The 14419-nt window shown below is 44.8% G+C and carries 13 protein-coding genes; 2 read left to right on the plus strand and 11 right to left on the minus strand.

Annotated features, from left to right (window positions below; genetic code table 11):
- The first annotated feature begins 28 nt into the window (after nucleotides 1-28).
- Entirely contained in the window at nucleotides 29-1189 is a 1161-nt protein-coding gene (locus EXT47_RS13690) for a DcaP family trimeric outer membrane transporter (RefSeq protein WP_039494423.1), read from the plus strand.
- A gap of 432 nt (nucleotides 1190-1621) precedes the next feature.
- Here the strand turns inward: EXT47_RS13690 and EXT47_RS13695 are convergent, their stop codons facing one another.
- From EXT47_RS13695 to EXT47_RS13740, 10 genes are all read right to left on the minus strand, one after another.
- The gene (locus tag EXT47_RS13695) at nucleotides 1622-1900 is read right to left on the minus strand and encodes a hypothetical protein (protein ID WP_039494421.1); all 279 of its coding nucleotides are present in this window, start codon (nucleotides 1898-1900) and stop codon (nucleotides 1622-1624) included.
- A gap of 91 nt (nucleotides 1901-1991) precedes the next feature.
- Entirely contained in the window at nucleotides 1992-2870 is an 879-nt protein-coding gene (gene hflC, locus EXT47_RS13700) for a protease modulator HflC (protein ID WP_039494419.1), read from the minus strand.
- Nucleotides 2871-2875: 5 nt separating this feature from the next.
- Nucleotides 2876-4051 carry an FtsH protease activity modulator HflK gene (hflK, locus tag EXT47_RS13705; RefSeq protein WP_039494418.1) on the minus strand — a complete coding sequence of 392 codons (1176 nt, stop codon included), beginning with the start codon at nucleotides 4049-4051 and terminating at the stop codon, nucleotides 2876-2878.
- Between the two features lie 92 nt (nucleotides 4052-4143).
- Nucleotides 4144-5433, minus strand: coding sequence for a ribosome rescue GTPase HflX (gene hflX, locus EXT47_RS13710; protein WP_010605651.1), 1290 nt, complete (start codon nucleotides 5431-5433; stop codon nucleotides 4144-4146).
- A 24-nt stretch (nucleotides 5434-5457) separates the two neighbouring features.
- Entirely contained in the window at nucleotides 5458-5721 is a 264-nt protein-coding gene (gene hfq / locus EXT47_RS13715) for an RNA chaperone Hfq (protein ID WP_010377383.1), read from the minus strand.
- A gap of 76 nt (nucleotides 5722-5797) precedes the next feature.
- Nucleotides 5798-6688, minus strand: a complete 891-nt coding sequence (gene miaA / locus EXT47_RS13720; protein ID WP_226899384.1) for a tRNA (adenosine(37)-N6)-dimethylallyltransferase MiaA — start codon at nucleotides 6686-6688, stop codon at nucleotides 5798-5800.
- A gap of 106 nt (nucleotides 6689-6794) precedes the next feature.
- A complete protein-coding gene (gene mutL / locus EXT47_RS13725) occupies nucleotides 6795-8660 on the minus strand; it encodes a DNA mismatch repair endonuclease MutL (RefSeq protein ID WP_226899381.1) in 1866 nt (621 codons plus the stop codon).
- Nucleotides 8661-8663: 3 nt separating this feature from the next.
- Nucleotides 8664-10007 (minus strand): N-acetylmuramoyl-L-alanine amidase, encoded by a 1344-nt coding sequence (locus tag EXT47_RS13730; protein ID WP_130126828.1) that lies wholly within the window; start codon nucleotides 10005-10007, stop codon nucleotides 8664-8666.
- A complete protein-coding gene (tsaE, locus tag EXT47_RS13735; RefSeq protein WP_010605655.1) occupies nucleotides 10000-10473 on the minus strand; it encodes a tRNA (adenosine(37)-N6)-threonylcarbamoyltransferase complex ATPase subunit type 1 TsaE in 474 nt (157 codons plus the stop codon). Before tsaE ends, EXT47_RS13730 begins: the two co-directional genes overlap by 8 nt.
- Nucleotides 10470-11954, minus strand: coding sequence for an NAD(P)H-hydrate dehydratase (locus EXT47_RS13740; protein WP_130126829.1), 1485 nt, complete (start codon nucleotides 11952-11954; stop codon nucleotides 10470-10472). Before EXT47_RS13740 ends, tsaE begins: the two co-directional genes overlap by 4 nt.
- An 11-nt stretch (nucleotides 11955-11965) precedes the next feature.
- Between EXT47_RS13740 and queG the strand changes: the two genes are divergently transcribed.
- Nucleotides 11966-13099: a tRNA epoxyqueuosine(34) reductase QueG gene (gene queG, locus EXT47_RS13745; RefSeq protein WP_130126830.1), complete on the plus strand. Its 1134-nt coding sequence runs from the start codon at nucleotides 11966-11968 to the stop codon at nucleotides 13097-13099.
- 141 nt (nucleotides 13100-13240) lie between these two features.
- On the opposite strand, the gene EXT47_RS13750 is transcribed toward queG, so the two are convergent.
- On the minus strand, nucleotides 13241-14374 hold the full coding sequence (locus tag EXT47_RS13750) for a PleD family two-component system response regulator (protein ID WP_045988582.1): 1134 nt from the start codon (nucleotides 14372-14374) through the stop codon (nucleotides 13241-13243).
- Nucleotides 14375-14419 lie beyond the last annotated feature (45 nt).

The following is a 14419-nucleotide window of genomic DNA, read 5'->3' on the forward strand; positions in this document are numbered from 1 at the left end:
CAAAGCACAGCTATTGAGGAACTGGATTATGACAACGAATAACATTAATAAAAAACTGCTCGCAGTTGCTATCAGTAGTCTCTGCGCTCTCCCTGCCACTGCGGCAGAGATTGGCGATACAAAAGTTAACTATGGTGGTTATATCAAGCTTGATGCCATTTGGAGTGACTTTTCTGACGGCGCGTTGGGTGCGCAAAATATAGGTCGAGATTTTTACGTTCCTGGTACGACTCCTGTCGGGGTTAACTCAGATAGCGACGCTGTATTTGATATGCACGCTCGTCAATCTCGCTTTAGCTTCGGGACCGATACTAAGCTTGACGATGGCAGCAGTATCAAGACTAAAATCGAGCTAGACTTTATTTCTACATCTGGAGGAAATGAGCGTGTTAGTAACTCCTACTCACCTCGTATTCGTCAGGCCTTTGTGAGTTACAAGGGCTTCTTGTTCGGTCAGGCTTGGTCAAACTTCCAAAATGTTAGTGCGCTACCAGAGACTTTAGATTTCGTCGGCCCAGCTGAAGGTACCGTTTTCGTACGCCAAGCCATGGCTAAATACACCACAGGAAACTGGTCTTTCTCTATTGAAAACCCAGAAAGCACAGTTACCACTGCAGATAGTGGCCGTGTCGTCACTGATGACGCTAGCATGCCTGATTTCACTGCACGTTACACACACAATGCTGATTGGGGTCATATTGCGGTAGCGGCACTTGCGCGCCAAATTACCTATAAAGTCGGTGGAGCTGATGAGTCTGAAAGCTCATTTGGGGTTAGTGCGTCTGGTCGTGTTAATTTTGGTGACAATAACTTGAAATTTATGCTGACCCAAGGTCAAGGGCTTGGTCGTTACGTAGGCCTAAACGTTGCTAATGGCGCGGTATACGACGGTAACTCGTTACATGCAATTGACTCGACATCGGGCTTTATTGCTTATCAACATAGCTGGAATGAACAATTCCGTTCAACATTCTTATACTCTTTCTTCAATGCTGATAACGAAAGCGATTTGCTGGCGGTGACTGGCGATCCGACAAAATCAAGTATGAGTTACAGCGCAAACCTACTTTATTCACCCGTGAAAAAACTTACCTTTGGTGCTGAATATAAAATGGGTACTCGGGAAACAGAAAGTGGCCTCGAAGGTGATTTAGACAGACTGCAACTTTCAGTGAAATACGTGTTTTAAGAGTTTGTTATTTTAATAGACTACTACCAATTCACTTCCTAACTGCGGCCTATTGGCCGCTTTTTTATTGTTAGTCGCGACATAAAGTCGCTGCTACGATGTGTTTTTTCGCGGTATAAAGGCTCTGTTATAGAGTGTTTCTTCGCGACAAAAAGTCGCAGCTATGGTGTGTTTTTCGCGACATAAAGTCGCTGCTACGACATGTTTTATCGCGACATAAAGTCCGCTGCTACGATTTGTTTATTCGCGACATAAAGTCGCTGCTACGGTGTACTTTTTCGCGACATAAAGTCGCTGCTACGGTGTGCTTCTTCGCGACATAAAGGCGCTGCTACGATGTGTTTTTTCGCGGTATAAAGGCTCTGTTATAGAGTGTTTCTTCGCGACAAAAAGTCGCAGCTATGGTGTGTTTTTCGCGACATAAAGTCGCTGCTACGGTGTGCTTTTTCGCGACATAAAGTCGCTGCTACGTGTGCTTTTTCGCGACATAAAGTCGCTGCTACGGTGTGCTTTTTCGCGACATAAAGTCGCTGCTACTGTGTGCTTTTTCGCGATAAAAAGTCGCTGCCACGTTGTACTTTTTCGCGACATAAAGTCGCTGCTACTGTGTGCTTTTTCGCGACATAAAGTCGCTGCTACGTGTGCTTTTTCGCGACATAAAGTCGCTGCTACGGTGTGTTTTTTGCGGTATGAAAGATCGCGGCTACTCATGGGATTTCATCGTCTAACGTTGTGGCCATATCGCGCCAATAAAAAACCCCGCTGGCTGGCGGGGTTTTACAATCATCTCAAAAGCATCATCTTATTGAGCTTTTGCATCCTTCATATAATCAAAGAACTTGCTGTCCGGTGATAACACCATAACGTCATTCTTATCTTTAAAGGTATTTTTATATGCTTCAAGCGAACGAACAAACCCGAAAAACTCAGGGTCTTTATTATATGCTTTAGCGTAAATGTTTGCCGCCGTTGCATCACCTTGACCGCGAACCGCGCGAGCATTACGCTCGGCATCTGCAAGCATGACTGTCACTCGACGATCAACATCAGCGCGGATGGTCTCCGCCTTTTCTTGACCTTCTGAACGGTGCTCTTTTGCCACAGCTTGGCGCTCAGCACGCATACGTTGGTAGATTGAGCTGCTTACTTCGTTAGGCAAGTTAATCTGCTTAACACGGACATCCAGCACTTCAATCCCAAGCTCACTCGCGCTTTCCGACGCTTGAACTAACGCTTCTTCCATTAGCTCGCTACGTTCACCAGATACTATTTCTTTAATAGTACGCGAACCGAAGTTTGTTCTTAGACCGTTGTTCACCTTTTGCTTAAGTAGCGTTTCCGCATACTGCTTATCACCACGCGCACGTAGGTAATAAGCACTAAAATCATTCACGCGCCACTTCACGTAAGAATCCACGATTAGATCTTTCTTCTCACTGGTTACAAAGCGATCAGGTTGACCATCTAGGGTTTGGATACGTGCGTCTAATTTACGTACTTGGCTAAAGAAAGGCACTTTCAGGTGAAGACCAGGTTCATACACCAAAGCATCGCCATTCGCGTCTTTTTGTACCTTACTAAATAGCAGTACAATTGCTCTTTGACCTTCGTTTACTACAAAGATACCAGAAAACGACATGATCACGGCAGTGACTAATAGAAGTAGACTAAAATTCTTCATATTGATTATCTCCCGTTACCAAATCTGTCGCGATTAAATCTATCGCCGCCTGAATTGACAGAACTATTTTGCTGTTGAGTACCTTCAATCGTTCTACGAAGCTGCTCAATATCGCTCTGATTTGGCAAACGTACTGGTGACGAAGCGTTGTTATGGGATTGCATAATCTTATCAAGTGGTAGATACAACATGTTATTACCACCTTCAACATCAACCAATACCTTTGAGCTTCGGCCCAAAATCTGCTCCATTGCATCAATATATAAACGTTTACGCGTTACTTCTTTTGCTGCTTGGTACTCAGGAAGTAGCTTTTCAAAGCGCTCTACTTCACCTCGAGATTCAAGGATAATACGTTCGCGATAAGCTTCTGCTTCTTGCGTCATACGAGTCACTTGACCACGCGCACGCGGTTCAATTTCCCTTGCATAAGCTTCTGCTTCACGAATGAAACGCTCTTCGTCTTCTTGTGCAGCAATCGCATCATCAAATGCGTCTTTTACTTCTGCTGGTGGACGAGAATCTTTAAAGTTAACGTCCGTAACAATCAAACCAAGGTTGTATGGTTCGATAATACTGTTTAGCTCTTCCCAAGTGCGCTGACGAACCACTTCACGACCCGTAGTTAACACTTGGTCCATGCGAGCATGACCCACAACATAACGCAGAGCACTGTCTAGCGCTTGTTGTAAGCTGTGGTCAGCATCGGTCACACTGAAACGATAAAGTGTTGGATCAACAACACGATATTGCACTTCAAACTCAACGCTTACTACGTTTTCGTCTTCCGTAAGCATAAAGCCTGAAGCCGACAATGAACGTACCGCTTCAATATCTACAGGAATAACACGCTCGATGAACGTGGCTTTCCAACGCAGACCCGGCTCAGCAATACGGTCAAATTTACCAAATTGCAGCACGATACCGCGCTCAGCTTCTTTTACAGTGTAAATACCACTTAGTGCCCATACGATGGCTGCGATAATAAGTATAAAGACGAAACCAGCACCGCCTAATCCGCCATTACCACCTTTCCCCGGCTTACCGCCGAAAATACCGCCGAATTTATTACCAAATTTACGGAATACTTCATCTAGATCAGGTGGGCCTTGATCCCGCCCCCCGCGGTTTTTCCACGGATCGTTATCATTGCCATTATTACCCGGTTCGTTCCAGGCCATAGCTATACTCCATTGTTATTTAAATGAATTAGGTTAAATCTAACAAAATTCGAGCGACTCTCATATAAAAATACGCTCGAAATTGACGATTTTTAACTACCAACAACCAAATCATTGAGATTTCGCCCGAATTCCTTATTGAGCTTTTCCCATTCGATTTTTGGCATTCTTACCGAAACAAGCCAGTTGCCTTGCTCGTCGTAGCCTTTTTCATCCACGGCATTAAGCTCAAATAGCGCACCTCGTAAACGCCCAAGCGCAGGAGGGACAGCAAGCTCAGCTGTGAAAACAGTTTTTGCCAACAACTCTTTAACGGCGTCGAATAACAACGAAATCCCTTCTCCAGAGTGTGCGCTTAACCACACTCTGATCGGTTTTCCTTCATCGTCTCTATCTATTCTAGGCGCAACTTCGTCCATTAGATCAATTTTGTTGTAGACTAAAAGTTGAGGAATGTCATTGGCTTCAATTTCCTCTAGAACCAATTGTACCTGTTCTATGTTTTCTTTTCTTCTCGGATCTGCAACATCGATGACATGAAGCTGTAAATCTGCCTCACGAGTCTCTGTTAAAGTCGCCTTAAATGCTGCTACCAAGTCATGAGGTAAATGACGAATAAAACCTACTGTATCTGCTAAGATAACGGGGCCAACATCATCGATTTCTATCTTTCTTAGCGTAGGATCAAGCGTTGCGAACAATTGGTCCGCAGCATATACATCCGCATCCGTAATTTTGTTAAACAGCGTCGATTTACCCGCATTGGTGTAACCTACTAGAGAAACGGTTGGGATCTCGTTACGACTGCGCGCTCGACGCCCTTGCTCACGCACAACGGCTACCTTGTCTAATCGTTTACGAATACTCTTAATTCGCTCTCTTAGTAACCGTCTATCGGTTTCTAATTGGGTTTCACCAGGACCACGTAAGCCGATCCCCCCTTTTTGCCTTTCTAAGTGCGTCCATCCTCGAATTAAGCGCGTAGAGATATGCCTTAGCTGAGCAAGCTCAACCTGCAATTTACCTTCGTGGGTACGGGCTCTTTGCGCGAAAATATCTAAGATCAGCGTTGTCCTATCTAACACTCGGCACTTACAAACGCGTTCTAAATTGCGCTCTTGTGAGGGACTGAGTTGGTGGTTAAATATGATGACATCTGCGTTGTGGATGTTGACAATCTCGGCAATTTCTTCAGCTTTACCCGTTCCGACAAACAACTTTGCATGTGGTGCTTGACGGCTGCCTTGCACAACCGCCACACTACTAACACCAGCAGAAGAAACTAGCATTTCCAATTCACGTAGATCTTCGCGATCTCCTTCGTGAGGAAATTCTATATGAACCAAGACTGCCTGTTCGCCGGCTTCATAACGGTCAAACAAGCATTAAGCTCCTACTAATAAGAATTAATAATTACCTTCTTCACCTTGGTCGCCCGCTTCACTTCCAGTTGCATTTTGGAAGTTAACCGCACGAGCTGGAACCACAGTGGAGATGGCGTGTTTGTAAACCATTTGGTTTACTGTGTTTTCAAGCAAAATCACAAATTGGTCAAATGACTGGATCTTGCCCTGTAATTTAATGCCATTCACTAAAAAAATTGAGACAGGAATGCGCTCACGACGCAAGACATTCAAAAATGGGTCTTGTAAAGATTGGCCTTTTGCCATTTTCTTATCCTTCGTTTTAGGTGTTATTATGTCAGGTCGTTGATTTAATCAGAACACGCTGATTTAACAACTACTATTAGCTTAGCGAAGTTAGAACACGTTGCAAGTTTTCTTGACTATCGGTGTCAAGCCAAGTCACATCTTGCCACCCCCTCAGCCAAGTTAATTGCCGCTTCGCCAGTTGTCTGGTCGCTGCGACGCCTTTGAAAACCATTTCGTTATAATCGCACTCGCCAGCTAAATACTCCCACATTTGCCGATATCCGACACAGCGAATAGAAGGCAAATCAGGGTGTAAATCTTTACGTTGATATAAGGCCAAAACTTCATTTTTAAAGCCTTCATCCAACATTATTTTAAATCTTTTCTCTATACGTTCATGTAAGACTTTTCGGTCATTTGGCGCAATCGCAAATTGATGAAACTGATACGGCAATGCATCCTGTTTGCTTTGCTGCAATTGAGTCATCGTTTTACCACTAATGCGATAAACTTCCAAAGCGCGGTTGATGCGTTGCGAATCGTTTTCACTGATTTTAGCCGCGGCTTCTGGGTCAATCTCTTTTAACTGTTGATGCAGCGCAGGCCAACCCTTTTGTTCGGCTTCGCGCTCCAATACCGCTCTGATTTCAGCATCAGCCTCTGGTAATGGCGACAGGCCTTCAATCAAGCCTTTAAAGTACATCATCGTGCCACCAACTAAAATTGGCACCTTGCCACGCTGATGAAAATCATCAATTAGTTTAATAGCATCGGCACGAAACTCAGCAACCGAATAGCTTTGTGCAGGATCAATAATATCAATTAGGTGATGTGGTGCCTGTGCTTGCTCTTGTGCGCTCGGCTTTGCCGTACCGATATCCATCCCTTTGTACACTAACGCCGAGTCTACACTGATGATTTCGGTATTTAACGCTTGGCATAACTCTATGGCCAATGCGGTTTTGCCCGCTGCTGTCGGTCCCATTAGGGTAATGACAGGTAACTTGTTCACATCTAACCTACTAATAAACTGCACTAATCTCGTATTATAGCTGATAGTACATGGTAATTAATACCTACTTAGGCACGAATTACTGCGAACTTAAAAAACTGACCAACTTCTGGGCATCAATTGTAACCGCACTTTTATGAATACGAGCCAAACATGAGGCTTTTGAAAGTAATTTTTCTTTAACTAAATCAAAATGCTGGCTATCGAAATAGCTACTGGGTGTTGAGACTTCTAGCCACTGTAACCAATCTTGGAGCTCAGCATCTGAGCTTGGTTCCATCATTTGCTTAGAAATTTCACCAACATCTATGCTATAGAGCGACACAGGCAACTTTTTAACTAAAATATGGCCATCAAAAATTTCAATCGCAAACCCTAAAATTGCCAACCAAGTTTCACGCTGCTGCAATGCTTCCAGCGCGGCTTTATCTAACTTGATGCGCACAGGTAACAACAGCGCTTTGCCTTGCAATGTGCCATCTTGCTCAATTTGCATTTGCCAATATGGCAACAGCCCTTGCCTACAATCACCAAACAACAACTGATTATCTTGCTCAAGCATGACTTTGCCTTGCGGCAACAGCATCCAGCTAGATTTACTGGCGGATATCGGGATGCTACTTACTTCATTTGACGGTAATGCAGCTTCTTCAATTTGATCGAAGTGCTGCATCTGTTGATGTGATAGTCCTTGATAGAGCTGGTTTACATTCACCTGCTTTTTGCCACCACCTGTTGCACCGCCATAGTTACTTCGACCGCCACCTGAGGCAGCTCTTGAAGCCTCAGTGCGTTCGCCGAAGGTACTTGGAGCCGAATAGGCCTGTGCTTGCGTTTCGGGCTGTAAGGTTGAACGGTAACTTTGATGATAGGTTTCATCTACCTGTTCTTGGGGCGTAAATAATGGCGATGCGATATCAGGTGCTTGAGTCTCGGTCTCGCTTGCACAAGGTAAATCAATTTGCTCCGTCGCGACCTGCTTTATTGCTTGTACGATAAAGTCGTGAACCAAGCGCGCTTGATGGAAGCGAACTTCGTGTTTCGCGGGATGGACATTAACGTCAACTTGTCTCGGATCTAATTCAAGATATATGACAAAACCGGGAAGCTCTTCATGCCCGATTGATTCATCAAATGCTTGGCGAATCGCATGCAAGATGAGCTTATCTCGCATCATACGACCATTTACGTAGGTATATTGTGTGCCGTTGTTCACCCCCGCAGGTAACACCCAACCGAATAATCTTAGTCCCTCATGACCTGAGTCGATAAAGCTTGCTTGCTGTAAGAATGCTTTACCACCAACTTGCGCAACTCGCTCAACACCTTTTTCAATAGTGCGAGGGCGATATTGGCGAACCACCTTTTGGTTATGAGTGAGCGTGATGGCAACATCAAAACGACTCAATGCAATGCGCTTAACCAGTTCATCGATATGGCTAAACTCGGTTTTTTCGGTACGTAAAAATTTCCTGCGCGCTGGCGTGTTGAAAAACAGATCTTTGACTTCAATGGTGGTACCGTCTGGGTGCGCGGTAGGTTGAACCTGCACAGCCATATCTCGCCCTTCGGCGAAAGCCTGCCAAGCAGTTTCTTGCGCTTGAGGTTTAGAGCTCAGAGTCAGTCGCGATACTGAACTGATGGATGCCAGCGCCTCACCTCGAAAGCCAAGCGAAGCAATACACTCCAGATCATCCAAGCTTTTCAGTTTACTCGTCGCGTGGCGAGACAGTGCCAACATCAGCTCGTCTTTAACAATACCGATACCGTTATCACGGATCCGAATAAGCTTGTGTCCTCCACGCTCAATATCTATTTGAATGCGCGTCGCACCAGCATCAATACTGTTTTCCACCAGCTCTTTCACAACGGACGCTGGTCGCTCCACCACCTCACCGGCAGCGATTTGGTTGGCCAACCGAGCTGGAAGTATTTCTATCGTCATCATTTACGCTTTTGGAATAGTTAAGACTTGCCCAATAAACAAGGTATTGTTTTTCAGGTTATTTGCTTTTTTCAATTCACTGACCGTAATGCCATAACGGCTAGCCAGCACACTCAATGACTCTCCACTTTTTACTTTATGCGTCACCGGCTTGTTGGATTGCATACGCGCAAATAGCGAGTTATCCGGTGGATTTTTTTCATAATAGCCCTTTATCGAACTAAAAATAGCCCGAGCTAAACGCTCTTGGTAATGCGGAGACATTAATAGTTTTTCTTCTTGAGGGTTTGAAATAAAGCCTGTTTCCACTAGGATCGAAGGTATATCTGGTGATTTTAGTACCCCAAAGTTTGCAGCTTGCGGTCTGCTTTTGTGCATTTTTGCTACTTTTTTCAGCTCTTTGACGACTTCTTCTGCGACCTGAAACCCGGTTTTCATCGAATGTTCCATTGACATATCAAGTAGCGCCTTGGCTAAATATTTTTCGTTGGCCGTATCTTTAATTAAATCGGCTGCACCACCTAATAACTGTGAGTGTTTTTCTTTGTCTTCTAGCCACTTACCTATTTCAGAATTTGCTCTGCGCAGTGATAACACCCAGACCGACGCACCGCGTGGTTGAGGGCTGGTGAAGGCATCTGCGTGAATAGACACAAAGAAATCCGCTTTTCTTTCACGCGCTCTTGCGGTTCTCGTATTCAACTTGAGGTAATAATCGCCAGTACGAATAAGCTTTGCGCTCATCCCCGGTTGGCTATCGACTAAGCGTGCTAAACGCTTCGCAATTTGAATGGTTACAAGCTTTTCATAAGTACCTGAAGGTCCAATAGAGCCTGGATCTTCACCGCCATGACCGGCATCAATAGCGATGACAATATCTCTGTCTTGCGCCAGTGTTTTTCGTGGTGTGGCCGTTTTTGTATCGTCATAAGCACTCATCTGCTTACCATACAAATCAACAACTAGTCGGTTTTTATATGGACCGGTTGGTGCTAACGCAAAGATTTTTGGCGTAGCGCTACGACTTAGCTCCACAACAATCCGTGCAGAATTGCTGTTTTTTGGTTTGCTGTGGCGCACCTTGTTTACAACTCGATGTTCGTCAGGAACACTCGGAAAGTCTTTTTGTTGCTTGGTGTTTTCAAGGTCGATCACCAAGCGCAGTGGATTTTTCAGCACAAAATAGCTGTAATCCGGCTTATCGCTCATATCAAAAACAATACGAGTGCTTTCTGGGGAGGGCCAAACACGCACACTTTCGATGGCGTTTTGGGCAAAGCTCTGCATGCTCGCTAAGAGCATGCAGATAAAAATGAAAATATAACTAATAGTCGGCTGATTACGCATAATCTTGTAATTGTTTTAATAGTGCCTCGCCGCGGCTAGACTTGGCCTCAAGTGTAATTTGACGGCCATCACCAGCATACTGCATTGTGACGTCTATATCTGGGTTTGGAATAAAGCCTTCACCTTTTTCAGGCCACTCAACAACACAGATAGCATTACTTGCAAAGTAATCCCGGATCCCCATGTATTCGAGCTCTTCAGGCGAACCTAATCGATATAAATCAAAATGATATATTGAGACATCATCCAGTTCATAAGGTTCAACTAAGGTATAAGTTGGACTTTTTACCTTACCTGAATGGCCAAGGCTTTGCACGATCCCGCGAGTGAGCGTGGTTTTACCTGCGCCTAAATCACCGTGTAAAAATAGTACCGCACCTTGACGAATAACATTGGCAATTTTATTACCCATGGCAACTGTTGCTGGCTCATCAGCCAAATCGAATTTCATATGACCTGTCGTCACCCTAAAATACCTCGAATATGTTCGAATAAATCCCCGGCCAACATACCTTTTTCGCCATCATGGGCGGCCTGCTCGGCAGCTAAACCATGAATATACACGGCTAGGTTTGTTGCAGCAAATGCTTCCATCCCTTGGGCAATTAAACCGCCTATGATACCAGATAAAACATCGCCCATCCCAGCACTCGCCATTCCTGCGCAGCCTGAACGATTAATATTTATCCGCTCACCTTCAGATATCAAACTGCCCGGCCCTTTTAGTACCGTAACAGCGCCATATTCATGGCTAATTTTTTTAGCCACCGCGAAACGGTCATGTTCATTTAGCGGTGTCTCTAAGTGACTCAATAACCGCCTTGCTTCACCTAGGTGAGGCGTTAACACCCAGTTTGATTTTTGCCTCGGTGCATGCGCTAAACAATTGAGTCCATCAGCATCCATAACCAACGGCAATTCAGTTGCCATCGCACAATTAAAAAGTGATTTTGCCCAAGCGTCTTGACCAAGCCCGGGGCCAAACACTATCACACTGGCTTTTTTCATCAGTGACAATAACTCATTCGCACTCTCGACACCGTGCACCATTAATTCAAAGCGCCCCTGCAAGACGCTCGCAATATTATCAGGATGAGTAGCGACCGATACAAGGCCAGCCCCAGCTCGCAGAGCGGCTTCTGCTGCCAATCGAATTGCCCCAGCCATGCCACGATTACCGCCAATAAGTAACACATGACCATGGGCATTTTTATAGCTATCTAGTGCTCGCTGCGGCCTTGCTGCCATGAAGGTTTCATGATTTAAATAATTAGATGTTGGCGTTACTAGGGTTTTGAATGCTTCACCAACATCCAAATCGGCTAACAATAACTTTCCCACAAAACGCTTTGCTGAGCCGCTAAGTAAGCCCTGTTTTAACGCGATAAAGGTGATGGTTTTGGTAGCTAAAAATGCACTGGCCGCAACTTCTCCTGTTGTGGCATTTATACCGCTCGGTACATCAAGTGCCAACCTAGTAACCGGCAGTTTATTTATTTTGTCAAAACAAAGGCAAACATGGTCAGGCAGCTCACCTCTAAAACCGGTGCCGAACACACCATCAACCACCACCGTAAACTGACTTAACTCTACCTCGTTCAACGAAAAAACCAATGCGCCTTGATATTGAGAAAATGCCTGCTGCGCATCGCCTGTTAAGCTTTCGGGTGCAAATAACGCAAATACGGTGACGGAAAATCCGGCCTGCTGACATAATTGAGCAACGACAAAACCGTCTCCCGCGTTATTACCTTTACCTGTGATAACTAAGATATGGCTGGATTTTGGCTGGCTGTTTTCAATAAAGCGAAATGCAGCAGTCCCTGCTCGCTTCATTAAAGTACTTAGATCTGTGCCTGATAACTTTGCAGCTTTTGCTTCATATTGCTGCACTTGTTGGGCTGAATAAGCAAATTGTGGTAAATTGTCCGTGTATTCATTAGCCATTATTTCTTCCCGTGACGACCGATAATATCAATTATAGTGAACTTGCAGCACAAATTAAGCAATGGGGCCAAGAACTTGGCTTTGCAGAAGTCGGTATAACCGACATTGATTTACGCGAGCATGAAGCGCAACTTCAGCGCTGGTTAGACGCAGGCTATCATGGTGAAATGGCTTACATGGCGGCGCATGGAATGAAGCGTGCCCGCCCCGCAGAACTGGTTCCTGGCACTCAGCGTATTATTTCGGTGAAAATGAACTATCTGCCACCCGATGCCAGCTTTGCCAGAGCGCTTGGTAACAAAACCACAGCTTACATCTCTCGTTATGCATTAGGTCGAGACTATCATAAGGTAATGCGCAATAAGCTAAAGCAGCTCGGACAAAAGATTGAGCAAGAAGTCGGCACATTAGGGTTTCGTCCTTTTGTCGACTCAGCCCCGGTACTAGAGCGACAAATTGCAGAAAAAGCAGGACTTGGCTGGCGTGGAAAAAACAGTCTAGTGATTAATAAGCAGGCGGGATCTTGGTTTTTCTTGGGTGAGCTGTTTGTTGATATTCCTCTTCCCATTGATAAACCAAACCAAGAAGAAGGTTGCGGTCGTTGTACCGCCTGCCTAACTTTATGCCCCACTGGCGCTATCGTTGAACCTTATGTCGTTGATGCGAGACGCTGTATTTCTTATCTCACCATAGAGCTTCAAGGCGCAATTCCAGAGGAATTTAGAGCAAAAATGGGCAATCGGATATACGGTTGTGATGATTGCCAGTTAGTCTGCCCATGGAATCGCTATGGTCAAATAACGGAAGAAGCCGACTTTTTGCCGCGAACTCAACTTAAAGATCAGCAATTGTTGAGCTTATTTGCTTGGGATGAAGCAACATTTTTGAAAAACACCGAAGGTAGCCCCATTCGTCGGATTGGACATGAACGTTGGCTACGAAACTTAGCCGTAGGCCTTGGCAATGCACAATACAATAAAGCTATCGTTATAGCACTGGAAGATAAGCGTCAAAGTGCCACTCCCCTTGTTATTGAGCATATCGACTGGGCGCTGGAGCAACAAAGACAAAAGTCAGACCAACATGAACGCAAAAAAGCAAGGTTGATCCGCATTATTGAAAAGGGCTTGCCACGAGACGCTTAGCTGATTTGTCGCGATAAAGAAGTCGCGCTAAAGCACGACCTACGGTCAAATGAGTTGAGAGAATCACGATAAAAAAGCTGCGCTATAAAAGCTAAAGAAGTCGCGCTAAAGCGCGACCTACGGCGGTATTGGAAGTAGGGTTTATTCTGAGCGTCGCGAGAGTAGTTTTAAGTCTTCTTCAATATCATGGAAAGCGGTTTTCACCTCTCGCACACTTTCTTCCCTTGCGACTGAGCTTTGAATCGCTTTATCGACGTTTTGATAGATAAACATCTCCTGATCTTCGTCTAGGCCCATTGTCGGAATGCGCTCTTCAAATAACTCTTGTAATGAGCGGAACACTTTTTCATTTTCTTGACGATTTTTATCCAGCAGCGACACCATGCTGTTAAACTTACCTTGCACCATTTTTATCGCTTCTTCCAGGTCCTCGTGTTGCTGTACCAGCTTGCGTTTAGTGGAAATGGCAATTAACTGTTGCTCCGTTACACTGGCAATAAAGCAAATATGATCCCGCAATCTACCGTGTTTATCTGGATCGTCTCCCGGCATATTGAGGATCAAAATACTCAAAAATGGATAGTTAACCAATATACGGTTAGTAAATTCATGTAATCGCCCTTTGGTGTGTAAGATCTCAAATAACTCAATGACGATAGGTGAGCAAATCCCCGTAGTGGCAAAGTGATGCTTTTGTCCCTCAAGCCGAACCTCAACGTTACAATTAAGTCCCAGCCCCTTTAAACACTGACATAAAGCTTCCGCCAGTCGCGGGATTGTTTCTATCTCACCGATTTGCTCGATGTAGGTAACGATTTGCCCCATTTCACTGCTATTAGCCATGGCGCTAAATGCTGTGGAGGTTGCATCTTCAATTTGCTGAGCCAGAATATCTTTTTCTAGTAGCATTTGATTCAAGTGCGTGAGCTTGGCTTTTAACTCACCTTGGCCAAACGGCTTAACAATATAATCTTCAGCACCCACTGAGTAGCCTTCCATGCGCTCTTCAACAGAGCCCCTTGCCGACACAAACATAACGATAATATGCTGTGTGTTTGGATTGGCTTTAATTGCCTTACATACCTCATAGCCGCTCATTTTTGGCATGCTCACATCAAGTAAAATAACTTGAGGGTCAAAGTCTTCAACTACAGCTAGACATTCATGACCGCTTTCAACGGTTTTTAACTCAAAGTCTAAGTCTTCTAAAATCTCTTCAATGATTTCTAGATTAAATGGTTCGTCGTCAACTGCTAAGATTCTGCGTAAAGCCATAAATGAATATCCTTCGTCGGTTCACAATGGGAAAGGCACTGTGGG

The organism is Pseudoalteromonas sp. CO342X (assembly GCF_004208915.1).
Classification (GTDB): Bacteria; Pseudomonadota; Gammaproteobacteria; order Enterobacterales; family Alteromonadaceae; genus Pseudoalteromonas; species Pseudoalteromonas maricaloris.

What these genes read in the sequence shown, in the direction of transcription:
- hflC (WP_039494419.1), bottom strand. Translation starts at nt 2,870, where the DNA reads ATGAAGAATTTTAGTCTACTTCTATTAGTCACTGCCGTGATCATGTCG.
- EXT47_RS13730 (WP_130126828.1), bottom strand. Translation starts at nt 10,007, where the DNA reads ATGCGTAATCAGCCGACTATTAGTTATATTTTCATTTTTATCTGCATG.
- EXT47_RS13690 (WP_039494423.1), top strand. Translation starts at nt 29, where the DNA reads ATGACAACGAATAACATTAATAAAAAACTGCTCGCAGTTGCTATCAGT.
- EXT47_RS13750 (WP_045988582.1), bottom strand. Translation starts at nt 14,374, where the DNA reads ATGGCTTTACGCAGAATCTTAGCAGTTGACGACGAACCATTTAATCTA.
- miaA (WP_226899384.1), bottom strand. Translation starts at nt 6,688, where the DNA reads ATGGGACCGACAGCAGCGGGCAAAACCGCATTGGCCATAGAGTTATGC.
- hflK (WP_039494418.1), bottom strand. Translation starts at nt 4,051, where the DNA reads ATGGCCTGGAACGAACCGGGTAATAATGGCAATGATAACGATCCGTGG.
- EXT47_RS13740 (WP_130126829.1), bottom strand. Translation starts at nt 11,954, where the DNA reads ATGGCTAATGAATACACGGACAATTTACCACAATTTGCTTATTCAGCC.
- hfq (WP_010377383.1), bottom strand. Translation starts at nt 5,721, where the DNA reads ATGGCAAAAGGCCAATCTTTACAAGACCCATTTTTGAATGTCTTGCGT.
- EXT47_RS13695 (WP_039494421.1), bottom strand. Translation starts at nt 1,900, where the DNA reads ATGAGTAGCCGCGATCTTTCATACCGCAAAAAACACACCGTAGCAGCG.
- mutL (WP_226899381.1), bottom strand. Translation starts at nt 8,660, where the DNA reads ATGACGATAGAAATACTTCCAGCTCGGTTGGCCAACCAAATCGCTGCC.